Source organism: Micromonospora peucetia (assembly GCF_900091625.1).
Taxonomy (GTDB): Bacteria; Actinomycetota; Actinomycetes; order Mycobacteriales; family Micromonosporaceae; genus Micromonospora; species Micromonospora peucetia.
Map to the genome: position 1 here is coordinate 507,758 of NZ_FMIC01000002.1, position 22,581 is coordinate 530,338.

Annotated in this window: 23 protein-coding genes and 3 tRNA genes; 11 read left to right on the forward strand and 15 right to left on the reverse strand. The window is 73.6% G+C overall.

The features are described from left to right. The first annotated feature begins 237 nt into the window (after positions 1 to 237). A complete protein-coding gene (gene rpmB, locus GA0070608_RS02765; RefSeq protein WP_007456456.1) occupies positions 238 to 429 on the forward strand; it encodes a 50S ribosomal protein L28 in 192 nt (63 codons plus the stop codon). Positions 430 to 558: 129 nt separating this feature from the next. Here rpmB and GA0070608_RS02770 read toward each other — a convergent pair whose 3' ends face one another. Together GA0070608_RS02770 and GA0070608_RS02775 are read right to left on the reverse strand one after the other, a co-directional pair. After that, positions 559 to 1,026: a GNAT family N-acetyltransferase gene (locus tag GA0070608_RS02770; RefSeq protein WP_091621080.1), complete on the reverse strand. Its 468-nt coding sequence runs from the start codon at positions 1,024 to 1,026 to the stop codon at positions 559 to 561. A 29-nt stretch (positions 1,027 to 1,055) separates the two neighbouring features. Continuing rightward, positions 1,056 to 1,994 carry a thiamine-phosphate kinase gene (locus GA0070608_RS02775; RefSeq protein WP_091621083.1) on the reverse strand — a complete coding sequence of 313 codons (939 nt, stop codon included), beginning with the start codon at positions 1,992 to 1,994 and terminating at the stop codon, positions 1,056 to 1,058. Positions 1,995 to 2,117: 123 nt separating this feature from the next. Here GA0070608_RS02775 and GA0070608_RS02780 point away from each other — a divergent pair, with 123 nt between their 5' ends. Both GA0070608_RS02780 and GA0070608_RS02785 read left to right on the forward strand, forming a co-directional pair. Further along, a complete protein-coding gene (locus tag GA0070608_RS02780) occupies positions 2,118 to 2,351 on the forward strand; it encodes an Lrp/AsnC ligand binding domain-containing protein (RefSeq protein WP_091621086.1) in 234 nt (77 codons plus the stop codon). Next, positions 2,352 to 2,993 (forward strand): DUF3515 family protein, encoded by a 642-nt coding sequence (locus tag GA0070608_RS02785; RefSeq protein WP_091621090.1) that lies wholly within the window; start codon positions 2,352 to 2,354, stop codon positions 2,991 to 2,993. A gap of 108 nt (positions 2,994 to 3,101) precedes the next feature. On the opposite strand, the gene GA0070608_RS02790 is transcribed toward GA0070608_RS02785, so the two are convergent. Next, entirely contained in the window at positions 3,102 to 4,208 is a 1,107-nt protein-coding gene (locus GA0070608_RS02790) for a D-alanine--D-alanine ligase family protein (RefSeq protein WP_091621093.1), read from the reverse strand. Between the two features lie 202 nt (positions 4,209 to 4,410). Here GA0070608_RS02790 and GA0070608_RS02795 point away from each other — a divergent pair, with 202 nt between their 5' ends. Next, positions 4,411 to 5,718, forward strand: coding sequence for an ATP-binding protein (locus GA0070608_RS02795; RefSeq protein WP_091621096.1), 1,308 nt, complete (start codon positions 4,411 to 4,413; stop codon positions 5,716 to 5,718). Between the two features lie 116 nt (positions 5,719 to 5,834). Here GA0070608_RS02795 and GA0070608_RS02800 read toward each other — a convergent pair whose 3' ends face one another. Further along, positions 5,835 to 6,053, reverse strand: a complete 219-nt coding sequence (locus GA0070608_RS02800; protein ID WP_091621099.1) for a hypothetical protein — start codon at positions 6,051 to 6,053, stop codon at positions 5,835 to 5,837. 279 nt (positions 6,054 to 6,332) lie between these two features. On the opposite strand from GA0070608_RS02800, the gene GA0070608_RS02805 reads away from it, so the two are divergent. Then, a complete protein-coding gene (locus GA0070608_RS02805) occupies positions 6,333 to 7,178 on the forward strand; it encodes a helix-turn-helix domain-containing protein (protein WP_091621102.1) in 846 nt (281 codons plus the stop codon). Positions 7,179 to 7,182: 4 nt separating this feature from the next. Further along, a complete protein-coding gene (locus GA0070608_RS02810; protein ID WP_091621105.1) occupies positions 7,183 to 7,383 on the forward strand; it encodes a DUF397 domain-containing protein in 201 nt (66 codons plus the stop codon). A gap of 236 nt (positions 7,384 to 7,619) precedes the next feature. Here the strand turns inward: GA0070608_RS02810 and GA0070608_RS02815 are convergent, their stop codons facing one another. The 4 genes from GA0070608_RS02815 to GA0070608_RS02830 are packed head-to-tail and all read right to left on the reverse strand — an operon-like array spanning position 7,620 to position 11,305. Further along, positions 7,620 to 8,411, reverse strand: a complete 792-nt coding sequence (locus GA0070608_RS02815; RefSeq protein WP_091621108.1) for a putative protein N(5)-glutamine methyltransferase — start codon at positions 8,409 to 8,411, stop codon at positions 7,620 to 7,622. A 58-nt stretch (positions 8,412 to 8,469) separates the two neighbouring features. Next, a complete protein-coding gene (locus GA0070608_RS02820; protein WP_411970806.1) occupies positions 8,470 to 9,582 on the reverse strand; it encodes a cystathionine gamma-lyase in 1,113 nt (370 codons plus the stop codon). A gap of 5 nt (positions 9,583 to 9,587) precedes the next feature. Next, positions 9,588 to 10,586: an NAD(P)H-dependent glycerol-3-phosphate dehydrogenase gene (locus tag GA0070608_RS02825; protein ID WP_091621115.1), complete on the reverse strand. Its 999-nt coding sequence runs from the start codon at positions 10,584 to 10,586 to the stop codon at positions 9,588 to 9,590. Continuing rightward, the gene (locus GA0070608_RS02830; protein WP_091621117.1) at positions 10,583 to 11,305 is read right to left on the reverse strand and encodes a lysophospholipid acyltransferase family protein; all 723 of its coding nucleotides are present in this window, start codon (positions 11,303 to 11,305) and stop codon (positions 10,583 to 10,585) included. The genes GA0070608_RS02825 and GA0070608_RS02830 overlap by 4 nt, the downstream gene beginning before the upstream one ends. A gap of 128 nt (positions 11,306 to 11,433) precedes the next feature. Between GA0070608_RS02830 and cofC the strand changes: the two genes are divergently transcribed. The 4 genes from cofC to GA0070608_RS02850 are packed head-to-tail and all read left to right on the forward strand — an operon-like array spanning position 11,434 to position 15,635. Next, positions 11,434 to 12,069 carry a 2-phospho-L-lactate guanylyltransferase gene (cofC, locus tag GA0070608_RS02835; protein ID WP_091621121.1) on the forward strand — a complete coding sequence of 212 codons (636 nt, stop codon included), beginning with the start codon at positions 11,434 to 11,436 and terminating at the stop codon, positions 12,067 to 12,069. A 21-nt stretch (positions 12,070 to 12,090) separates the two neighbouring features. Next, entirely contained in the window at positions 12,091 to 12,288 is a 198-nt protein-coding gene (locus GA0070608_RS02840) for a cold-shock protein (RefSeq protein WP_176733620.1), read from the forward strand. Positions 12,289 to 12,341: 53 nt separating this feature from the next. Then, positions 12,342 to 14,633: an RNA degradosome polyphosphate kinase gene (locus tag GA0070608_RS02845; protein ID WP_091621130.1), complete on the forward strand. Its 2,292-nt coding sequence runs from the start codon at positions 12,342 to 12,344 to the stop codon at positions 14,631 to 14,633. Between the two features lie 24 nt (positions 14,634 to 14,657). Then, entirely contained in the window at positions 14,658 to 15,635 is a 978-nt protein-coding gene (locus GA0070608_RS02850; protein WP_091621133.1) for an NUDIX hydrolase, read from the forward strand. 33 nt (positions 15,636 to 15,668) lie between these two features. On the opposite strand, the gene GA0070608_RS02855 is transcribed toward GA0070608_RS02850, so the two are convergent. The 4 genes from GA0070608_RS02855 to leuC all read right to left on the reverse strand — a co-directional run bounded on the left by GA0070608_RS02855 (position 15,669) and on the right by leuC (position 20,778). After that, positions 15,669 to 17,672 carry an endonuclease/exonuclease/phosphatase family protein gene (locus tag GA0070608_RS02855; protein ID WP_091621137.1) on the reverse strand — a complete coding sequence of 668 codons (2,004 nt, stop codon included), beginning with the start codon at positions 17,670 to 17,672 and terminating at the stop codon, positions 15,669 to 15,671. Positions 17,673 to 17,855: 183 nt separating this feature from the next. Further along, complete coding sequence (locus tag GA0070608_RS02860) at positions 17,856 to 18,557, reverse strand: HU family DNA-binding protein (RefSeq protein ID WP_176733927.1); 702 nt, start codon at positions 18,555 to 18,557, stop codon at positions 17,856 to 17,858. A gap of 172 nt (positions 18,558 to 18,729) precedes the next feature. Beyond that, positions 18,730 to 19,317, reverse strand: a complete 588-nt coding sequence (leuD, locus tag GA0070608_RS02865; protein ID WP_091621145.1) for a 3-isopropylmalate dehydratase small subunit — start codon at positions 19,315 to 19,317, stop codon at positions 18,730 to 18,732. 12 nt (positions 19,318 to 19,329) lie between these two features. Beyond that, positions 19,330 to 20,778, reverse strand: a complete 1,449-nt coding sequence (leuC, locus tag GA0070608_RS02870) for a 3-isopropylmalate dehydratase large subunit (protein WP_091621147.1) — start codon at positions 20,776 to 20,778, stop codon at positions 19,330 to 19,332. A gap of 49 nt (positions 20,779 to 20,827) precedes the next feature. Here leuC and GA0070608_RS02875 point away from each other — a divergent pair, with 49 nt between their 5' ends. Continuing rightward, entirely contained in the window at positions 20,828 to 21,514 is a 687-nt protein-coding gene (locus tag GA0070608_RS02875) for an IclR family transcriptional regulator (protein WP_091621152.1), read from the forward strand. Between the two features lie 275 nt (positions 21,515 to 21,789). Here GA0070608_RS02875 and GA0070608_RS02880 read toward each other — a convergent pair. The 3 genes from GA0070608_RS02880 to GA0070608_RS02890 all read right to left on the reverse strand — a co-directional run bounded on the left by GA0070608_RS02880 (position 21,790) and on the right by GA0070608_RS02890 (position 22,544). Next, positions 21,790 to 21,862, reverse strand: a tRNA-Glu gene (locus GA0070608_RS02880). A gap of 400 nt (positions 21,863 to 22,262) precedes the next feature. Further along, positions 22,263 to 22,335, reverse strand: a tRNA-Glu gene (locus GA0070608_RS02885). A gap of 137 nt (positions 22,336 to 22,472) precedes the next feature. Further along, a tRNA-Gln gene (locus GA0070608_RS02890) sits at positions 22,473 to 22,544 on the reverse strand. Positions 22,545 to 22,581 lie beyond the last annotated feature (37 nt).

The window sequence follows — 22,581 nt, forward strand, 5'->3', positions numbered from 1 at the left end:
AGAAGCCTACTGGCGCGCACCGACACCCGCCGGAGACGACCGCATCTCCGGCGGCGTGTCCGGCCCTCACGGGCACCCACTATCCTCAGGGCCGACTGTCTTCGCGCGGTGACGGCCCACCTGGGCCTGCGTCCGGGGCCGGCTGGTCGGGTACCCGGGGCATCGGGTAACCTGGCCAGGTTGCCCGGGTTACGCCTGGCGGCGACCTCATGAACGTTTCAATCCCAGGAGTATCCCGTGGCTAGCGTGTGCGACGTCTGTGGCAAGGGACCGGGCTTCGGCCACAACGTGTCCCACTCGCACCGGCGGACCAACCGCCGCTGGAACCCGAACATCCAGTCGGTGCGTACCCCGGCCGGTGGCGGCAACACCAAGAAGTTGCAGGTCTGCACCTCCTGCATCAAGGCTGGCAAGGTCACCCGCGCCTGACGCGGTAGGCCCCACCCTTCACACTCGTCATTGCCGGCGGGCCGATGCGGCCCGCCGGCTCTGTCGTGTCGGTGCCGGGAGCCCGGGCGGGCCCCCGGCGTGCGGGACGGCTCAGAGCGTGCGGGACAGTCAGAGCGTGCGGGCGAAGGAAATGCAGCCCGGGGCGTCCCGGTAGTAGCCGAAGTTGGGGATCCGCTCGTAGCCGGCCGCCGTGTACATGGCGATGGCCTCGGGCTGCTTGTCGCCACACTCCAGGACGATCCGCTTGCGCCCGTGCTCCCGGGCCGAGCGCTCCACCGCCGCCAGCACCGCCCGGGCCACGCCCCGGCCCCGGGCCGCCGGTGCGGTGTACATCCGCTTCAGCTCGGCGGTGTCGCCCTCGTCGCCGTGGCTGCGCCAGCCGCCGCAGCCGACCGGCTCGCCGCCGAGGTGGGCGATGAGGAAGGCCCCCGAGGGCGGCTCGAACTCACCCGCGTCGACCGGGGTCTCGTCGCCGCTGCCGCCGTACCGGGTGCCGAGGTCGGCCAGTGCGGCGCGGATCAGCCGCCGCGCCACCGCCGAGTCGAAGCGCTCGACGCGAATCTCGATCTCACTCACGAAGTAAAGGCTACGACTCCGATCGGCCCTTACCGAAAGTGGTCCCAGCCAGTAGGTCCGTCGTACGGCCGGCCGTCGACCGTGATGCCCGAACCCTCCGTGACCCGCCCGATCGGCTGCCAGTCGGGCGGCAGCGCCACCGCCGCCGGGAAGGTCGCGGCCAGCGCGTGGTCATCGCCTCCGGCGAGCAGCCAGGTGTACGGGTCGACGCCGAGCGCCTGGGCTGCGTCGCGCATCTGCCGGGGCACCTCGAAGGCGTCCCGGCGCACGTCCACGGCTACCCCGCTGGCCTTCGCCACGTGCCCGAGGTCGGCGAGCAGCCCGTCCGACACGTCGATCATGGCGGTGGCGCCGAGCCGGGCGGCGTGCGGCCCCGCCAGGTAGGGCACCTCGGGCCGCCGGCACGCCTCCACCAGCAGTCGGGGCGTGCGGAAGCCCCGGGAGAGCACGGTCAGCCCGGCCGCCGCGTACCCGATGCGGCCGGCCAGGGCCAGCACATCCCCCGGCCGTGCGCCGGAGCGCGTCACCGGCGGCCGGCCGCCGAGGTCGCCAAGGGCGGTGACCGCGATCGTCAACGTCGGGCTGGCCGCCATGTCCCCGCCCACCACGCTCGCGCCGACCTTCGCCGCCTCGGCGGCCAGCCCGTCGGCGAGTTCCTCGGCCCACCCGGTCTCCAGCTCCGGCGGCATGCAGAGCGCGACCAGCAGCGCCGTCGGCTGCGCCCCCATGGCGACGATGTCGGCCAGGTTCGCCGCCGCCGCCCGGTGGCCGACGTCACGCGCGCTGGACCAGTCCCGCCGGAAGTGCCGCCCCTCCACCAGCACGTCGGTCGAGGCCGCGACCCGGGCGTCCGGGGCGGCCACCACCGCCGCGTCGTCCCCGGGCCCGAGCAGAACGGTCGATCCATACGACAACCGGGCGGTCACCCGATCGATCAGGCCGAACTCGCCGACCCCCGCGACACTCATGCTGGCCCTCCGCCATGCTCGCTCACCGCTTCTCCTTGACCACCGATAGGGATCAGACCTGGTCCGTAAGGTACTTTCTCCCTTCGGGCCGCCCCGCAGGCGGCGACGGACGGAGGTCGAGTCGTGGTTCAGGCGTACATCCTCATCCAGACCGAGGTCGGACGGGCGCGTGACGTGGCCGGTCTCATCTCGGACCTTGCCGGCGTGGTACGCGTCGACGCCGTCACCGGGCCGTACGACGTGGTCGTGCTCACCGAGGCGAACACCGTCGACGAGCTCGGCAAACTCATCGTCAGCAACGTGCAGATGGTGCCCGGCATCACCCGCACCCTCACGTGTTCGGTGGTGCGCCTGTAAGTGGACAAGATCACTGACTCCCCCGTGACCGATTCCGCCCAGCCGGACGAGGCTGCCCCCGAGCGGCCGGCCCGCGACCGGACGACCCGTGGCGCCGCGCTGGTCGCGACGCTGATCGCGCTGCCGATCACCGTGTTGGTGGGCGGCCTCGCGTTCGCCCAACTCTCCTCGAACGAGCGGGCCGAGCCGGCAGCCACGCCGAGCGCGACCGCCACCACCGCCGGCCCGCGGTCCACCGCGCCGGTCGAGATGGCCGCGCCGGCGCTGGCCGAACGGCCCGCCACGGTCTGCCGGGCCCTGCTCTCCCAGTTGCCAGCCACGGTCAACGACCTCCCGCAGCGTCCGGTCACCGCCGGCCCGGAGCAGAACGCCGCGTACGGCGACCCGGCGGTCACCGTCGCCTGCGGCGGGGCCGAGCCGACCGTCGGCGAGACCGACGACGTCTGGACGGTCAACCGGGTCTGCTGGCATGCCACCGAGCAGGCCGACGCCACCGTGCTCACCACGCTGGACCGGGAGACGGCCGTCACGGTCCGCGTGCCGCGCAGCTACGGACCGGCGTTGCAGTGGGTCTCCCCCATCTCGGACACCCTCGTGGCCACGGTGCCCTCCGGCGCCGCCCCGAGCGGCTGCCAGGGCTGACCCCGCCCCCTGCCCCACCCCCCGCCGCGTCTGGCGTGGGCAAGAGGTCAGGAAGGGGCCCTTCCTGTACGTCAGGCGTCAGGAAGGGCCCCTCCCCCGCAATCCAGCTCAGTGCAGGCCGGTGCCGCGGTGCAGGGCGGTGCGGATGAGGCGGTTGACCAGCTTCGGGTATTCCAGCCCGGACGCCGCCCACATCCGAGGGAACATCGACGTCGGGGTGAAGCCCGGCATGGTGTTGATCTCGTTGAGGTAGACGTCCAGCTCCGGGGTGACGAAGAAGTCGGCCCGGGCCAGGCCGGCGCAGTCGAGCGCGGTGAAGGCGCGGACGGCGTACTCCTGGACCTGACGGGTCACCCGCTCGGGCAGGCCGGCGGGGATGTCGTACTCGCAGGCGGACTCGGAGTCGATGTACTTCGCCTCGAAGTCGTAGAAGTCGTAGTCCCCGACCACCCGGACCTCGGCCAGCACGGACGCCTCCGGCGCACCGGAGGCCTCGCTCTCCAGCACGCCGCACTCGATCTCGCGGCCGACGACCGCCGCCTCGATGAGCACCTTCGAATCGATCTGGCGGGCGGTGGCGACGGCCGCGTCCAGGGCCGCCCAGTCGTCGACCTTGGTGATGCCGAACGACGAACCGGCCCGGGACGGCTTCACGAAGACCGGCAGGCCGAGCCGCTCCTTGTCGGCCTCGCTCAGCGTCATCCCGTTGCGCAGCACCGCGTACGGGCCCACCGGAATGCCCTCGGCGGCGCAGAGCTTCTTGGTGAACTCCTTGTCCATGGCTGCGGCGGAGGCGAAGACGTTCGCCCCGACGTAGGGGATGCCGGCCATCTCCAGCATGCCCTGGATGGTGCCGTCCTCACCGTAGGCGCCGTGCAGCACCGGGAAGACCACGTCGACGTCGGCGAGTGCCCGGGGACCCTCGGTCGGGTCGAGCACCATCAGCCCGTTGCCGGTCGGGTCGGCGCGCAGCACGATGTCGGTGCCGGACTCGGCGGTGATCTCCGGCAGCCGGCGCGCGTCGATCGCCAACTGGGCCGGGTCGCCGCTGGTCAGCACCCACTGACCGGCCCGGGTGATGCCCACCGGCACCACCTCGAACTCGTCCGGGTCGAGGGCTCCGAGCACGCTGCCGGCGCTGACGCAGGAGATGCCGTGCTCCGGGCTACGGCCGCCGAAGACGATCGCCACGCGGGTCCTGCCTGGGGTGGTCACTGTTTCACCTCTTCGTACGCGACTGCTCCGGTCGTGGCGCTCACCCGGTTGACCTTACTGTGCGTGGCGGGGGCCGGCTGGCGATACCCGGGACACGCGGCGCGACACCGCATTCGGTCAACAAAGGATATACGTTGCGTAAGGTCCCGCACTGAGATCCGGGGCGGTGACGGCACGGGAGGCCCACTACGCTGCACGTCCTATGAGCGCTGATCCCCTCATCGAGTCCCTTTCGGCGGCGCTGGACGCCCGCCCGGACGACCTGCCGCTGCGACTGCATCTCGCCGCGCTGCTGCTGGACGCCGGCCGGGCCGGGGAGGCGATCGCGCAGGTCGGGCAGGCGCTCGCCCGGGATCCGGGCAACGGCCAGGCGCAGGCGCTGATGCAGCGGGCGCTGGGTGGCCCCGTACCCCCGCCGCCGACGCCGCCCCCGGCGGGCCCGCCGCCCCCGGCAGGCCCGCAGCCGCCGGCGGGCCCGCAGCCGCCGGCACCGGCCGGGCCCGGCAGTCCCGCCGCGACCGCCGGCCAGGATCCGCTCGCCGCCTACGAGCAGGAACTGGCCGACATCGTGCCGCCGCGTTTCGCCCGCGCCGGCGACGAGCCGGAGCCGGTGGCCGGCCACTCCGACCGGGTGTACGACGTGGAGGCCTCCGGCATCCGGCTCGCCGACGTGGGCGGCATGACGGCGGTCAAGGAACGGTTGGAGCTGGCCTTCCTCGGCCCGCTGCGCAACCCGGAACTGCGCAGGATGTACGGCAAGAGCCTCCGTGGCGGCCTGATGCTCTACGGCCCGCCCGGCTGCGGCAAGACCTTCCTGGCCCGGGCGGTCGCCGGGGAGATGGGCGCGAAGTTCATCTCGTTGTCCATCGTGGACGTGCTGGACATGTGGATGGGCAACTCGGAGCGCAACCTGCACGAGCTGTTCGAGGCGGCCCGACGCAACGCGCCCTGCGTGCTCTTCCTCGACGAGGTCGACGCGCTGGGGCACAAGCGCTCCCAGGTCGGCTCCAGTTCGATGCGGACGCTGGGCAACCAGTTGCTGGCGGAGTTGGACGGGATGGAGGGCAGCAACGAGGGGGTCTTCGTGCTGGCCGCCACGAACACCCCGTGGGACGTCGACCCGGCGTTGCGCCGGCCGGGGCGGCTCGACCGGGTGGTGCTGGTGCTGCCGCCGGACGCCGAGGCGCGACGGTCCATCCTGGAGTACCACCTGCGGGACCGGCCGATCGCGGGGATCGACCTGCGGAAGATCGTCGCGGCGACCGAGGACTACTCGGGCGCCGACCTGGCCCACCTCTGCGAGACGGCCGCCGAGTTCGCGATGGCCGACTCGGTGCGCACCGGCGAGGTGCGGATGATCGAGCACCGGGACCTGGAGCGGGCGGCGAAGGAGGTCCGGCCGTCGACGAAGCCGTGGATGGCCACGGCCCGCAACGTGGCGATGTTCGCCAACGAGGGGGGCGTCTACGACGACCTGGTCGCGTACCTGAAGCGGCGCCGGATGCTGTGACGCCGGACGGCCCGGCGGGGCGCCGGGCCGCGCCTCCCGCCGGGCCGGGCCGCCTGCCGGGGTGGGCCTTCCACCTGGCGGGGCCGTCTCCGGCGACCGCACCGTTCTCGGCGGCGTCAGCCGCGCGCGTGCCGGCGGCCGATGGCGATCACCTTGACCCGCTGCCGGCCCGCCCGCACCATGCCCAGCGCCATGAAGGCGCCCGCGATCCGGTCGGCCGCCTCCCGGCTGTTCGCCCCGACCACCTGGCGGCGGCGCTCGGGGCAGTTGCGTTCGTCGCGGCCGACGCTCTCGGCGGGACGGACGTCGGTGAGCACCACCAGGAAGCGCGTCATCGGTGCCCACCGGCGCGGTCGGCGCGGGCCTGTTGAGCAGTACGCACGTCGAGCCCCTTCCGGCTGGTGGGCCACGGGGCGTGGCACGCAGCGATCGGGTACGGGGGAGAAACCCGATCGCCGCGCGCCCCATCCCCTCCGGTCACTCACCACCACCGTCGCCACGACAACCGGCAGTGAGGACGCGACAACAGACTGACATGTTCACAGCCATGAATGCAACTCTCATCGACGCTCTCTCATCTACACGTTCCCGGAAAGATGTGCGACGATCGATGCATGGCTCCCAAGACCGCCCGCGCCCGCCGACTGGGCATCGCGCTACGCACCCACCGGGAAGCCGCCGGCCTCACGCTGGAGGCCGCGGCGGACGAGATCAGCAGCACCCGGAGCACCCTGTCCCGCTACGAGAACGCGCAGACGCTGGTCAGCCCCGCCACCGTGCGCGCCCTGCTCACCCTCTACGGAGTCGGCGCGGACGAGGTCGTCGCCGCCGTGCAGCTCGCCAAGGACGCCCGCAAGCCCGGCTGGTGGGTGTCCTACTCGCACCTGCTGGACCGGCGAACCATCGACTTCATCGCGCTGGAGGCCGAGGCGACCGGCATCGCCAACTTCGAACCGTCGGTGGTGCCGGGGCTTTTGCAGACCGCCGACTACATCCGAGGCGTAATGCGGGGCGGCCCGCACACCCTGCGTGACGACGAGGTGGAGCAGCGGGTCCAGTTCCGACTCGACCGGCAGCAGCGGCTCATCGGCGACCAGCCGCCGATCCTGGACGCCATCATCGACGAGGGCGCGCTGCTGCGGCCCGTCGGCGACCGGCCGGTGATGGAGACCCAGCTGCAACACCTGGTCAAGATGGGCGAGCTGCCCAACATCACGGTCCAGGTGATACCGCTCTCCGCCGGCTACCACCGGGGCACCCGGGGCTCGCTGCACATCCTGGAGTTCGCAGACCCCGAGGACCCGATCATCGCCTCGGTGGAGACGGTAGCCGGGCAGATGGTCCTCGACCGGCCGGGCGACCTGCGCACCTGCACCAAGATCATGGAGCACCTGCGGACCGTCGCGCTCAGCCCGACGGACAGCCGCGACCTGCTCCTCCAACTCCGGAAGGGACGGTAGGACGATGACACCGACGATCAGCGCGGCGCTGGGTGCGGCGCGGTGGCGCAAGAGCAGCCGCAGCGGCGACGAGGGGGCGTGCGTGGAGATGGCGGTCATCCCCGACACGGTCGCCGTCCGCGACTCCAAGGACCCGTCCGGCCCCGCGCTGCTCTTCCCGCCGGCCGCATGGGCCACCTTCGTCGGGGCGCCGCCCGGACACTGACCCTCCCTCCGGGGCGCCGGCGCGCCCGCTGACCACGTCGTGCCGGCGCCCGTCGGCGACGGTCCCACCGTCGGGAGCCGGTGGGGCCGTCGCCCGGCGGGGTCAACCCGCGACCACCGGACGACCCGCACGCAGCGCCTCCAGTGCCGCGATGGCCACCCCACGGGCGCCGGCCATGCCGACCGCCGGGCTTCCCGCCCGGATCGGCAGCCCGGCCGGCGACGTGACGGCCGGAGTCAGCCGGGGCGGCGGGCCGTGACGGCGGTGGCGTCCCGGTCGTCGTCCCGGGTCACCGTCGGGTGCAGTCCCACGGCGGTCAGCGCCGCGCGGAGCGCGTCCACCTGCGTCTGTCCCGTTTCCACCACCAGGTGCCCGCCCGGGGCCAGCCAGCGCGCCGCGCCCTCGGCGACGCGACGCAGCACCGCCAGCCCGTCCGGCCCGCCGTCGAGGGCCACCGGCGCCTCGTGCAGCCGTGCTTCCGGCGGCATCAACGCCACGGCCGCCGTCGGCACGTACGGGGCGTTGGCCAGCACCAGGTCCAGCCGGCCCCGCCAGCGCACCGGCAGCGGGTCGTACAGGTCGCCCTGGAAGACCGGGACGGCCAGCGGGGCCAGGTTTCGGCGGGCGCAGGCCACGGCGGCGGGGTCCACGTCAGCGGCGGCCAGCCAGCGCGGCGCGAGCCGGCGGGCCAGCGCCACCGTGGTGGCGCCGGAACCGCAGCACAGGTCCACCACGGCCGCCGCCGGCCCGGTCACCGCGACGGCGACGTCGACCAGCAGGGCGGTACGCGCCCGCGGCACGAACACGCCGGGGTCGACGGCGATCCGTTCGCCGCAGAACTCGGCCCAGCCGAGCACATGTTCCAGCGGCAGCCCGGCGACCCGGCGGTCGACCAGTCCGGCCAGCGTCCCGGCCGAATCGGCGGCGGCGATCAGCAGCTCGGCCTCGTCCTCGGCGTAGACGCAGCCGGCGGTGCGTAGCCGGCGCACGAGGGCGGACCGGTCGGGGCGGAAGGAGAAGACGCTCACCGGCGGCGCTCGGCGCAGCAACCGGCGTCACACGGTGCGGCAACCGGCGTCGCCCGGCTCACCGGCTGGCGTCCAGCGCGGCGGCCACGTCGGCGACCAGGTCGACGGCGTCCTCCAACCCGCAGGAGAGCCGGACGAAGCCGGGCGGGGTGTCGTCGCCCCACTGGGCCCGCCGGTCGGCGGTGGTGTGCGGGCCGCCGAAGGAGGTCGCCGCGAACACCAGCCGGGCCGCGTCGAGGAACCGGGCCACCCGATCGGCGTCGCCGAGATCGAAGGCGAGCACCCCGGGGATCCGGCGCATCTGCGCCGACGCCACCAGGTGGGCCGGGTCGCCGGGCAGCCCCGGCCAGCGCACCCCGGTCACGTCGGCACGCCCCGCGAGCAGCCCCGCGAGGGCCTGAGCGTTCGCGGTCTGCCGGGCCAGCCGCAGGTCCAGGGTGGCCAGCGACCGGTGCGCGAGCCAGGCGTCGAACGCGCCGGGCACCGCCCCGGTGGCGTTCCGCCAGGCGGTGACCGCGTCCCGCAGCTCGGCCGAGCGGGTCGCGACGTAGCCGAGCAGCAGGTCGGAGTGCCCGGTCAGGGCCTTGGTTCCGGAGGCCACCACGACGTCGGCGCCCAGGTCGAGCGGACGCTGCCCGAGCGGCGTGGCCGTGGTGTTGTCGACCGCGACCAGCGCACCGGCGGCATGCGCCCGGGCGGCCAGCGCCGCCACGTCGGCGACGTCCAGGCCGGGGTTGGCCGGGGTCTCCAGCAGCACCAGGCGTACGCCGTCGAACCCCGGGTGCGGGCCGGCGGTCGGGGCGAGGAGCACCCGGACCCCGATGCCTTCCAGGGTGTCGGCGGCGAAGGCCCGGACGGAGAAGTATCCGTCCGACGGGAGCACCACGGTGTCCCCCGGCCTCAGCACCGTCAGCAACAGCCCGGTGATCGCGGCCTGCCCGCTGGCGAAGACCCGGCAGTCGCCCCCCTCCAACTCCCCGACCGCCGCCTCCAGCAGCCGCCGGGTGGGGTTGTCGGACCGGCCGTAGCCGTCCGGCGCTGCCGCCGGCCCCGCCCACGGATCCAGGTGGTAGGGCGCGGCGAACACCGGCCCGGGCAGGAACGGCTGGCCGGGAACCGGCTCGGGCAGGCCGGCGCGGACGCAGCGGGTGCCGTCGTGCTGGTCGGCCATGTCGCTCACTCCGGCTTGGTGGTGCGGCTCATCAGGGTGGTCACGGCCAGCCGGGGGTCCATGCCCTCGTGGCAGACCATCTCGACCTGCTCGGTGATCGGCATCTCCACCGAGTGCGCCCGGGCCAGGTCGCGCAGGGCCAGCGCGCTCTTGACGCCCTCGGCGGTCTGCCGGGTGGCGATACGGGCCTCCTCCAGGGTCGCGCCCCGGCCCAGGTGCTCACCGAAGGTGCGGTTGCGGGCCAGCGGCGACGAGCAGGAGGCGACCAGGTCACCCATCCCGGCCAGGCCGGCGAAGGTGAGCGGGTCGGCGCCGAGGGCCACCCCGAGCCGGGCCGTCTCGGCCAGCCCCCGGGTGACGAGCGTGGCCCGGGTGTTGTCGCCGAAGCCCATCGCCACCGCGATGCCGTACGCCAGGGCGATCACGTTCTTCACCGCGCCGCCCAACTCGCAGCCGATCACGTCGTCGTTCGTGTACGGGCGGAAGTACGAGGTGGTGATCGAACGCTGCACCAGCGTGGCCCGGTCGGCGTCGGTGCAGGCGACCACGGTCGCGGCAGGCTGCTCGGCCGCGATCTCCGGGGCCAGGTTGGGACCGGAGACCACCACCACCCGGTCCGCCGCCACCCCGGTGGTCTCCACGATCACTTCGCTCATCCGTCTGGTGGTGCCGAGCTCGATGCCCTTCATCAGCGACACCAGGGTGGCGTCCGGGTGCAGGTGCGCGGCCCACCCGGCCAGGTTGCCGCGCAGCGTCTGCGACGGCACGGCCAGCACCACCACCTCCGCCCCGGTGATCGCCTCGGCGGCGTCCCCGGTCGCCGTGACCCGGGACGGCAGCAGCACGTCCGGCAGGTACTCCGGGTTGCGCCGCTCGGCGCGGATCGTGTCGGCGACCGCCTGCCGGCGGGCCCAGACGGTGACGTCCCGGCCGGCATCGGCGAGGATCTTGGCGAACGCGGTGCCCCACGAGCCGGCCCCCAGGACCGCGACGTGCCCGCTCACGCCGCCGCCTCCCCGGCAGGACGGCCCGCTCGTTCCCACAACGGCGGCGGCGTGCCGCCCCGGATCTCGGTGAGCATGTCACGAAGGCGCAGCATGATGGTGTCGGTCATCTCCTCGAGGACGGCCTTCGTCGGGGTCGCCCCGGCCCACCGGCCCAGGTCGACGGGCGGCCCGGCGACCACGGTCACCGGGATCCGGGGGCGGGGGTCCAGTCGGGCCCGGCGCGGGTCGAACATCCGCTCCGGCCCCCACATGACGACCGGGACCACCGGCGCCCCGGTGGCGAGCGCGAGCCGGGCCGCTCCGGTCTTGCCCTTCATCGGCCACAGGTCCGGCTCGCGGGTGATGGTGCCCTCCGGGTAGATCACCACCGCGCCGCCCCGGTCGAGCGCGGCGACGAGGTAGTCCAGCGACCGCACCGCGTCCACGGTGTTCCGCTCGACCGGGATCTGCCGGCACCGGTGCAGGATCCAGCCGATAACCGGGACCCGGAAGACACTGGCCTTGCCGAGGAACTGCGGCCAGCGGCCGGCGTCGTAGACGAAGTGGGCCGCGACGAGCGGGTCGGCGTGCGAGATGTGGTTCGGCACGATGATCACACCGCCGTCGCGGCGCAGGTGCTCCGTGCCGCGCCAGGTGCGCCGGGTCCAGACGGTCAGCACCGGCTTGACCAGCACCACGGCGAACCATTGCCAGAACCCCAGCCTCCGCCGTGTCACCGCGCCTCCTCGTGCCGCCCCGACCCGCACCGGATCCGCACCCCGGTGATGCCCGCAGCGGAAATCATGCCTGCTCGACCCGGGTCCGGCCAGAGAGGGTACCGCCGTACGGCTGGCAGGATGGCGGTGTGAGTCAGCCGAGGTGGACCGTGGTGGTGCCGGTGAAGCGCCTCGCCGCCGCGAAGAGCCGGCTGCGGGGGGCGCTGCCGGCCGTACCGCACGAGGAGCTGGCGCTGGCCCTGGCCGCCGACACCGTCGCCGCGGTGCGGGCCTGCCCGGCGGTGGCCGGGGTGCTGGTCGTCACCGACGACGCCCGGGTGGCCGAGACCGCCCGCCGCGTGGGCGCCCGGACCCTGCCCGACGCCCCCGGCGCCGGCCTGAACGCCGCCTTCCGGCACGGCGCGTCGGCCGCCGGCGGCGGCTGGGTGGCCGGGCTCACCGCCGACCTGCCCGCGCTGCGCCCGGCCGAACTGGCGGCGGCGCTGTACGCGGCGCAGGCCCCGCCCCCGGAGGTACGCCGGTACGTCGCCGACGCCCCCGGCCGGGGCACCGTGCTGCTGGCCGCACCGCCGGGCGTGCCCCTGGACCCCCGCTTCGGGATCGGCTCGGCCGCCGCACACGCCGCGAGCGGGGCGCTCGCCCTCACCGGATACTGGCCGAGCCTGCGCCGCGACGTCGACACCGCCGACGACCTGGCCGCAGCGGCCCGGCTCGGGCTGGGACCGCGCACCGCCGCGTTGGCCGCCGCCGGCTGCGCGGCCTGAGCGGCGTGTAGCCTGCGGGACATGCAGGGCACGGTGGCCACCTACGACGCGGCGACCCGCAGCGGGACGCTGCTCCTCGACGACGGCACCGAGCTGGCCTTCCCGGCCCGCGCGTTCGACGCCTCCGGGCTGCGGCTACTCCGCCTCGGCCAGCGGTTGCGCGTCGACACCGATGCCACCGGCGAGGTGGTCCGGGTGACATTGCCGACGATGGCCTGAGCGGTCGGTCGAAGTTCGTTTTGCGTTAACCGCATCCGGGTGATTATGAGCGGGTGAGCACCCCTCGCAAGCACCCCGCCAACCGACCGCAGACCGATCCGACCGCCCGCGACGGCGCCCGGTCCCGGGGCGCGAACGGCCGTGCCCGCGCCGACGGAACCCCGGGGGCGGACGACGCGGCGGCCGCCTCCGCCGGCCTGGAGGAGGTGCTGGACCCGGTGCCCGGCCCGCCGGCCGGGGCGGCGGCGCCGGGTCTCGGGGACGAGCCGCGTGCGGCGGAGCCGCTGCCGGAGGATCGCTTCCTCAACCGGGAGCTCTCCTGGCTCGACTTCAACGCCCGGGTGCTGGCGCTCGCCGAGGACCCGCGCACGCCGCTGCTGGAGCGGGCCAAGTTCCTGGCCATCTTCGCCAGCAACCTCGACGAGTTCTACATGGTGCGGGTCGCCGGGCTGAAGCGCCGCCTCCAGGCCGGCCTGCCGGTACGCGGTGGCGACCGGATGCCGTTGCGCACCCAGCTGGAACTGGTCGCCGAGAAGGCCGCGACGCTGGTCGCCCGGCACTCGGCCTGCTTCACCGACGAGGTGCTGCCGAAGCTGGCCGCCGAGGACATCCGGATCCTGCGCTGGGCCGACCTGGACGACCCCGAGCGGGACCGGCTGCGCGCGTACTTCCGGGAGCAGATCTTCCCGGTGCTGACTCCGCTGGCGGTGGACCCGGCACACCCTTTCCCGTACATCTCGGGGCGGTCGCTCAACCTCGCGGTGGCGGTCCGCGACCCGGACGGCGGCTCGGAGTTCTTCGCCCGGGTGAAGGTGCCGAACAACGTGCCCCGCTTCGTCCGGGTGCACCGCGACCTGCCGGGCGTGCGGATGCTGCCGGTGGAGGACCTGATCTCGGTGCACCTGGGGCAGCTCTTCTCCGGCCGGCAGGTGGTCGAGTGCCACCTGTTCCGGGTCACCCGTAACGCCGAGGTGGAGGTCGACGAGGACCGCGACGAGGACCTGCTCCAGGCCCTGGAACGGGAGCTGGCCCGACGCCGGTTCGGCCCGCCCGTCCGGCTGGAGGTGGCCGCCTCGATCTCCGACCACGTGCTGGAGCTGCTCGTCCGCGAGCTGGACATGCACGACCAGGAGGTGCTGCGGGTGCCTGGCCTGCTCGACCTCTCCGCGCTCTGGCGGCTCTACAACGAGGCCGACCGGCCGGACCTGAAGGACCCGCCGTTCGTGCCGGCCACCCACCCCCGGCTCACCGAGGGCGAGGTGCCGCGCAGCGTCTTCGCGACCCTGCGCGACGGCGACATCCTGGTGCACCACCCGTACCACTCGTTCGCCACCAGCGTGCAGCGCTTCATCGAGCAGGCCGCCGCCGACCCCGACGTGCTGGCCATCAAGCAGACCCTCTACCGCACCAGCGGCGACTCCCCGATCGTGGACGCGCTCGTCGACGCGGCGGCCGCCGGCAAGCAGGTGGTGGTGCTGGTCGAGCTGAAGGCGCGCTTCGACGAGGTGGCCAACATCGGCTGGGCGCGCACCCTGGAACGCGCCGGCTGCCACGTCGTCTACGGCCTGGTCGGGCTCAAGACGCACTGCAAGACCGCCCTGGTGGTACGCCAGGAGGGCAACCAGATCCGCCGCTACTGCCACATCGGCACCGGCAACTACCACCCGAAGACCGCCCGGCTCTACGAGGACTTCGGCATGCTCACCGCCGACCCGGAGATCGGGGCCGACCTGACCGACCTGTTCAACGTACTCACCGGCTACAGCCGGCAGACCGCGTACCGGCGGCTGCTGGTGGCGCCGCAGGGCATCCGCAGCGGGCTGGTCGAGCGGATCGAACGGGAGATCACACACGTCCGGCTGGGCATGCCCGGGCTCGTGCAGCTCAAGGTGAACTCACTGGTCGACGAGAAGATCACGGACGCGCTCTACCGAGCATCCCGGGCCGGCGTCCACGTGGACCTGGTGATCCGGGGCATGTGCACGCTGCGACCTGGGGTGCCCGGCCTGTCGGAGAACATCCGGGTCCGCTCCATCCTGGGCCGGTTCCTGGAACACTCCCGGATCTTCCGGTTCGGCAACAACGGCGACGCCGAGTTCTGGATGGGCTCGGCCGACCTGATGCACCGCAACCTGGACCGCCGGGTCGAGGCGCTGGTGCGGGTGAGTGACCCGGTCGCCAGGGCCGAACTGGACCACGTGATGACCGCCGCGATGAGCCCCGACGTGGACGCGTTCGAACTGGCGGCGGACGGCACCTGGAGCCGGCGTACCGGCACGGCCGAGGAGCCGCTGGTCCACCTCCAGGAGTTGCTGCTGCGTCGGGTCGGTGGCACGGCGGGCTGACCCGTACCCGCATAGGCTGACCAGATGCTGGATGAGCCGGACGCGGCCGGCCCGGGTCGGGGTTGGCCGGCCGGGATCCCCGACGCGACGCCGCCGATCCGGGCGGCGGGTGGTGTCGTGTGGCGCCCCGCCGACGAGTCCGAACCGACCTCCGGGAGCGCGGACGCCGCCCCCGCGCCGCCCGGCGCGGTACGGGTCTGCCTGGTGCACCGGCCCCGCTACGGCGACTGGTCGCTGCCCAAGGGCAAGTTGGAGCCGGGCGAGCATCCGCTGCTCGCCGCCGTCCGGGAGGTGGCCGAGGAGTCCGACGTCCGGGCGGTGCCACAGGTACGGCTGCCCACCGTGCGTTACCGCAGCGAGGGCCGCCCGAAGGTGGTCGACTACTGGTCCATGCGCGCGGTGGCCACCGGCGGCTTCCAGCCGGCCACCGAGGTCGACGACGTGCGCTGGCTCGGCGTCGACGAGGCGATCCGGCTGGTCAGCTACCCGCACGACGCGGAGGTGCTGGCCGCGTTCGCGGCCCTGCCGACGGTCACCGGCACGATGGCGCTGGTCCGGCACGCCCACGCCGGCCGGCGGGCCACCTGGTCGGGCCCCGACACCGGCCGGCCACTCGACGCCCGGGGCTGGGCGCAGGCCCGGGCACTCGCCCCGCTGGTGGCGCTGCTCCGCCCGGTACGCCTGTTGTCGGCCTCGGCCCGTCGCTGCGTACAGACGCTCGACCCCGCGGCGGCGCTGCTCGACCTGCCGATCGAGATCGACGGCGACCTGGACGAGCCCCGGCCGGGCCAGCAGCCCGACGAGTGCGTGCTGGCCGCCGCCGCCCGCCTGGCCGCGCTGGCGGCCACCGGCGAGCCGGTGGGGGTGTGCGGCCAGGGCAAGGTGATTCCGGGCGCCCTGGCCCGGCTCAGCGGGCGGGCGGACGACTTCACCACCCCGAAGGGCGGCGGCTGGCTGCTCGCCTTCGCCGGCGACCACCTGCTCGCGGTCGACCGGCTCTGACCGGGGCCGTGCCTGACCCGGTCACGCGGCGGGTCAGGCTGGCGGCAGCGTCAGGGTCACCACGACCGGCAGGTGGTCGCTGGCCGTCCCGGGTGGGGCGGCGGGGTCTGCCGTGGCCAGGTCGGGCGTGACGAAGATGTGGTCGATCTGCTGGCGCGGTTCGTCCGCCGGGCTGGTCGGCAGGGGACGCGCGGCAGCCAGCGCGTCGACCAGGCCGGCCCGGGTGAACTCGGCGAACGCCGGGTCGCCCGGTTCGGTGTTCAGGTCGCCGGCCACCACCAGCGGCCGGCCGGCCGCGTACCGGACGGCGAAGTCGGCGACCGCGCCGGCCTGGACCACCGGGTCCTCGCCGGGTGGCGGTTGCAGATGGGTGGCGACCACCGCGAGGCGGACGTCCCCGCCGAGGTCGACCGTGATCCCGAGGGCCTGCGCCCCGGTCGGCGCGCCGACCGCCGGCAACGGCCGGGTCCGCGCCGCGTCCAGGGGCCACCGGCTCAGCACCGCGTCCCCCCACAGCGGGTCGGCGGCCGGCGCGAAGACGTACGGCATGTCCAGCCGTTCCGCCAGCAGGTCGAGCGTGTCGTGGCCGCCGTTGAGCAGCCAGCCCCGGTCCACCTCGCTGAGCGCCACGACGTCGGCCCCGGCCACGGCCCGCGCCAGCGCGTCCGGGTCGAAGCGGCCGTCCATCCCGAACCCCATCCGGACGTTGTACGCCGCCACCCGCACCGTGTCCGGCGGCCCGTCCCGGTTGCTGGCGGACAGCAGTTCGTCGCTCGCGATCGCGGCCAACAGCGTCAGTACGGCGGCCGAGGCGGCGGTCCACACCGGCGGCACCGACGGCCGGACCGGCCCCGGGGCGGGCCGGGCGGCCAGCGCGACGGCGGCTACCAGCACCGCCACCACCACCGGCACCCCGGCGTTGGGGTGACCGAGGTCGTAGGCGGAGTAGTAGGCGACCGCCGCGACGGCGAAGACGAGCATCCCGGCGACCGCGGCGTACCCGCGTCGCCCGGCCGCCCGTGCCAGATCCCGCTCGGCCGCCCGCGCCGGGCCCCGCTCAGCCGCCCGTGCCGGTCCTTGCTCGGCGTGCGCGTCGCCGTTTACGGCCGGAGCACGAGCCTCGTCGGCGCCGTTCCCAGCCGGTCCGTCGACCGCGCCGGCCGATGCCAGGCACGCGCCGAGACCGACGGCGCTGAGCAGGACTGCCGGCAGCAGCAGGTCCCCGCGTTCGAGAGCGACGAGAACGGCCCCGCCGACCAGGGCCGTCGGCCCGAGCCAGCGCCAGGCCCCCCGGCGGGGCGACGCCAGCGCGGCGAGCAGGAAGCCACCGACCGCCACGGCGAGCGGGACGGCGCCGAACAGCGGCACCGTGGCCACCCCCACCTCGTCGGCGGAATCCGACCGCAGCAGACCGAACTGGTACGACGTCGCCGTCCGGGCGACCGCCGGGGAGAGCGCCACCATGCCGGCGAGCAGCAGCGCCGGCCCGGCCAGCAGCCAACTCCGTACGCCGCCTGTCCCGGCCGGCGGCGTGGGCCGCGCCTGCCCCGCCAGGAAGAGACCACCGACCACGACGGCCGCGAGCCACGCCGGCCAGGCTCCGAAGAACGCCGAGCGGTACGTGTCCAGCACCGTGTGTACGAAGGCGCTGAGCGCCAGCCCGAGCGCCAGCCCGGGTACGGGGCGATCGGTGCCGGCGGCGACACCGGCGAGCCAGACCAGCCCGGCGAGCAGCCCGGCCGTCGCCAGCCAGAGCTGGAGCCGCCCGCCCGGCTGGCCGTTGACGGCGAGACGCGCGACGACCAGCAGCACCGCGGCGACGAGCGTGACGGGGCGGGCGCCGACCCGGCGGACCAGCGCGGGCGCGGCCAGGGCGAGCAGGAACCAGCCGAACGCGAAGGCCCCCAGCAGTTCGGCGGGGGTCGAGGCGGCCTGCCCGAAGATGGTGATGACGGCCGGCAGGAAGACACGCAGCACGTCGGCCAGGAGCACGACGCCCAGGGCGAGGGTGACGGTGGTGAGGTGGCGGTAGCGCATGGGCTGCCTTTCGCCGACCGGAAGGGGTGCGGCGATTCTGCGGGCGGGGCACGGTCCCGGTCAACGGGCGGGGGTGGGCACGGTAAGGGGCGCCCACCTGTCGGTGGACGCCCCTGCGTACCGCTCGATTTCAGCGCCCGGTCGCGGCCCTCCTGGCTCGACGCCTGGTCGCGGCCTTCTGGCTCAGCGCTTGGTGGCGGCCTTCTTGGCTGCGGACTTCTTGGCCGGGGCCTTCTTGGCCGCGGTCTTCTTCGCCGCGGTGGCCTTCTTGGCCGCCGGGGCCTTCTTCGCCGCCGCGGTGGTCTTCTTCGCCGCGGTGGCCTTCGTCGCCGCAGTGCTCTTCTTCGCCGGCGCGACCTTGGTGGTCGCGGTGGTCTTGGTCGCCTTCGCCGCGGAGGCCTTCTTCGCCGCCGTGGTCGCCTTGGTGCCGGTCGCCTTCGCACCCGCCGCCTTGGCACCGGTCGCCTTCGCCCCGGTCGCCTTGGCCCCGGCGGCCTTCGCACCGGTCGCCTTGGCAGTCGTCGTCTTGGCAGCCGCTGTGGTCTTGGCTGCGCCCGTCGTCTTGGCGGCGGCTGTGGTCTTCTTCGCCGCCGCTGCGGCCTTCGGCACCTTGCCGCTGGCCACCATCTCCTTGAATCCGGCGCCGGGACGGAAGGTCGGAACCGATGTCTTCTTGACCTTCACCGCCTCGCCGGTCCGCGGGTTGCGCGCTGTTCGGGCGCCCCGGACGCGCTTTTCGAACGCTCCGAATCCGGTGATCGCCACCTTCTCGCCCTTGGTGACCGTCGCCTGGACCTCAGCGAGGACCGCGTCCAGCGCGGCCGTCGCCGTCTTCCGGTCCCCCAGGCGAACGGCGAGCGCCTCGATGAGCTCGGCCTTGTTCACGATTTCCTCCCGATTGTGCAACTGACTCGACGCGAGCCATTCTGCGCGCACGGTATGCCCTGTGCTGCCGGGACACAAACATTCGGCCGAAAAAAGCCCTTGTGTCGTAACGGATTCGCCCCCGCCGACGAGGCCGGCGGGGGCGGAAACCGCTGTGGGATCGGGCGAACGGCTATGCGACCGAGGGCAGGAACGGCGGCCGGGTGGCCTCGAAGGCACTGATCTCCGCCTCGTGGCGAAGGGTGAGTCCAATGTCGTCCAAGCCCTCCAGCAGCCGCCAGCGGCTGAAGTCGTCCATCGGGAACGACCAGGCGGCCTCGCCGACACGCACCTCGCGGGCGGTCAGGTCGACGGTGACCGGGGTGGTCGGATCGGCCTCCACCAGATCCCAGATCTCCTCGACCGCTTTCAATTCCAGCTCGACCGGGAGCAGACCCTCCTTGAGCGCGTTGCCCCGGAAGATGTCGCCGAAGCGGGGTGAGATCACGGCACGGAATCCCCAGTCCCGCAGCGCCCAGACGGCGTGCTCCCGGGAGGAGCCGGTGCCGAACTCCGGACCGGCCACAAGAATCGACGCACCCGAATGGGTTTGATCATTCAGCACGAATTCCGGGTCCTCGCGCCAGGCGCTGAACAAGCCGTCCGCGAAACCGGTCCGGGTCACCCGCTTGAGGTACACGGCGGGGATGATCTGATCAGTGTCCACGTTGGACCGCCGCAGCGGCACGGCGGTACCCGTGTGGGTGGTGAACCTTTCCATCTGGGTGCCCTTCTACAGGTCGGCGGGAGCGGCCAGCCGGCCCGCTACGGCGGTGGCGGCGGCGACCGGCGGGGAGACCAGGTGGGTACGTCCGCCCCGGCCCTGGCGGCCCTCGAAGTTACGGTTGGAGGTGGACGCGGAGCGCTGGCCCGGAGAGAGCGTGTCCGGGTTCATCCCCAGGCACATCGAGCAGCCGGCGAAGCGCCACTCGGCACCGGCGTCCGTGAAGACCTTGTCCAGCCCCTCCGTCTCGGCCGCCTCGCGGACGGCGGCGGAGCCGGGCACGACCAGCATCCGCACCCCGTCGGCGACCCGCTGCCCGCGCAGCACGTCGGCGGCGGCCCGGAGGTCCTCCAACCGGCCGTTGGTGCAGGATCCGACGAAGACCACGTCGACCGCGAGGTCCCGCAGCGGGGTGCCGGGGCGCAGGTCCATGTACTCCAGCGCGCGGCGGGCGGCGGTCCGCTCGGCCTCGGTGACGAACTCCTCCGGGGCGGGCACCAGTGCGCCCAGCGGCGCGCCCTGGCCCGGGTTCGTGCCCCAGGTGACGAACGGGGTCACCGCGCCGGCGTCCAGGGTCACCTCGGCGTCGAAGGTGGCGTCCTCGTCCGTGGGCAGGGTCCGCCACCAGGCGACCGCCGCGTCCCAGTCGGCGCCCTTCGGGGCGTTCGGTCGCCCCTTCAGGTACGCGAAGGTGGTCTCGTCCGGCGCGATCATGCCGGCCTTGGCACCCCACTCGATGGACATGTTGGCGATGGTCATCCGCCCCTCCATGGACAGCGACCGGATCGCCTCGCCGCGATACTCGACGATGTGCCCGCGTCCGCCACCCGTGCCGACCTGGGCGATCAGGGCGAGCACCAGGTCCTTGGCGGTGACCCCGGGGCCGAGCTGCCCCGTCACGTTCACCGCCATCGTCTTCGGCCGGCTCTGCGGCAGCGTCTGGGTGGCCAGCACGTGCTCGACCTCACTCGTGCCGATGCCGAACGCGAGCGCGCCGAACGCGCCATGGGTGGCGGTGTGCGAGTCGCCGCAGACGATGGTCATGCCCGGCTGGGTGATGCCCAGCTGCGGGCCGATGACGTGCACGATGCCCTGGTTCTCGTCGCCCAGCGGGTGCAGCCGGACCCCGAACTCGGCGCAGTTGCGGCGCAGCGTCTCGATCTGCGTACGCGAGGTGGGGTCGGCGATGGTGAGCAGGTCGCCGCGGCGCTGGCGGAACGACGGGTCGGCGTACCCCGTCGGGGTATTGTGATCCTCCGTCGCGAGCGTGAGGTCGGTGCGGCGCACCCCGCGCCCGGCGAGGCGCAGTCCGTCGAAGGCCTGCGGGCTGGTCACCTCGTGCAGCAGGTGCAGGTCGATGAAGAGCAGATCGGGCTCGCCCGCGGCGGACCGCACGACGTGCGCGTCCCAGACCTTCTCGGCCAGGGTCCTCGGCTCGGTAGTAGTGACTCCCACCATCTGGACATCCTAAATTCTGGGAGGTAAGTTTCGGCTTGTGGGACACAGTATGAGCGGTGTCGGCGTTCTCGACAAGGCGGTGGTCATCCTGGCCGCCTGCGTCGACGGCGCCAGCCTGGCCGAACTCGTTGAACGCACCAAGCTGCCCCGGGCCACCGCGCACCGGCTGGCACAGGCGCTGGAGATCCACCGGATGCTGGTCCGGGACACCCAGGGGCGCTGGCGTCCGGGCCCACGCCTGGGTGAGCTCGCCAACTCCGCGCCCGACGTGCTCCTGACGGCGGCGGAGCCGCTGCTGGCGGCACTGCGGGACGCCACGGGCGAAAGCGCCCAGCTCTACCTGCGCCGCGCCGACGAACGCATCTGCGTGGCCGCAGCCGAGCGGGCCAGCGGCCTGCGGGACACCGTGCCGGTCGGTTCGGTGCTGCCGATGACGGCGGGCTCCGCGGCGCAGATCCTGCTCGCCTGGGAGCCGCCGGAGGCCGTCATGCCGCTGCTGCCCCGGTCGAAGTTCACCGGCCGCACCCTGGCCGAGGTACGCCGCCGAGGCTGGGCCCAGAGCGTCGCCGAACGCGAGGCCGGTGTGGCGAGCGTCTCGGCGCCGATCCGCGACCGCACCGGCCGGGTGATCGCCTCGATCAGCATCTCCGGCCCGATCGAGCGCCTGGGACGCCGCCCCGGCGAACGCCACGCGATGGCCGTGGTCCGAGCCGGCCAACGCCTCTCCGGCCTCTGACCCCCACCCGCCCAGGGCTCCCTGTCCACCCACGCCCCAGCCCCACCGGGCTCCACGGGCTCCACGGGCTCCACGCCAGTGTTGATCAAGAGGTTTGCGTCCAATCCGGTATCGGATCTGTACGCAAACCTCTTGATCAACCTGCCTGACAGCACCACCGTCGGTCGGGACGGCTCGGCGGTTGAAGGTCGGGAGGTCGGGGAGGTCGGGCGGGGGTGGAGGGGTGGAACGCGGAACGGCCCGTCCCACCAGGGTGGGACGGGCCGTTCGAGATGTAGCCCCGACCGGATTCGAACCGGCGCTACCGCCTTGAGAGGGCGGCGTCCTGGGCCACTAGACGACGGGGCCAAGACTTTCACTGCTTCCACCGCCCTTGCGAGCGGTGTCGCTGTAGTCTAGCGGCGTCCCCTTCGGGGACGGAAATTGGGGCGACCGAGACCGAACTGGCCGAGACCGAGCTGGCCGAGACCGAGCTGGCCGAGACCGAGCTGGCCGAGACCGAGCTGGCCGGGAGCGGGCCAGCCGAGAACGGGCCGACGCAAAGGCAACGACGGACGCCATCCCACAGCTCAATACAGTCGAGCCAGTCAGCCGAGCCCGCTGCCCAGTGAGCGACACCGCCGGGGTTCAGCGGCCTGCAGAGCGGCGCGACCCTCGGCGCAGTCGGGTCACCCGCAGGGTCGGCGCGGGCGCACAGGGGCATGCGAAACGGCCCGCCCCACCGGAGTGGAACGGGCCGTTCGAGATGTAGCCCCGACCGGATTCGAACCGGCGCTACCGCCTTGAGAGGGCGGCGTCCTGGGCCACTAGACGACGGGGCCAGAACTTTCCTTGCGACACCACTCTGCCGAGCGGCGCCGCTGGACTCTATCAGAGAGAACCCCGATCCCCTGACCGGGAATCGGAGCTGCTCTCCTACGAGATCCAGCGCCCGAGACTCTCTCGAACCTCGGCTGCGCTGGGGTACCAGGACTCGAACCTAGACTAACTGAACCAGAATCAGTCGGGCTGCCAATTACCCCATACCCCATTGGCCCCTTGCGGTGCCGGGATCAAACTTTACCCTC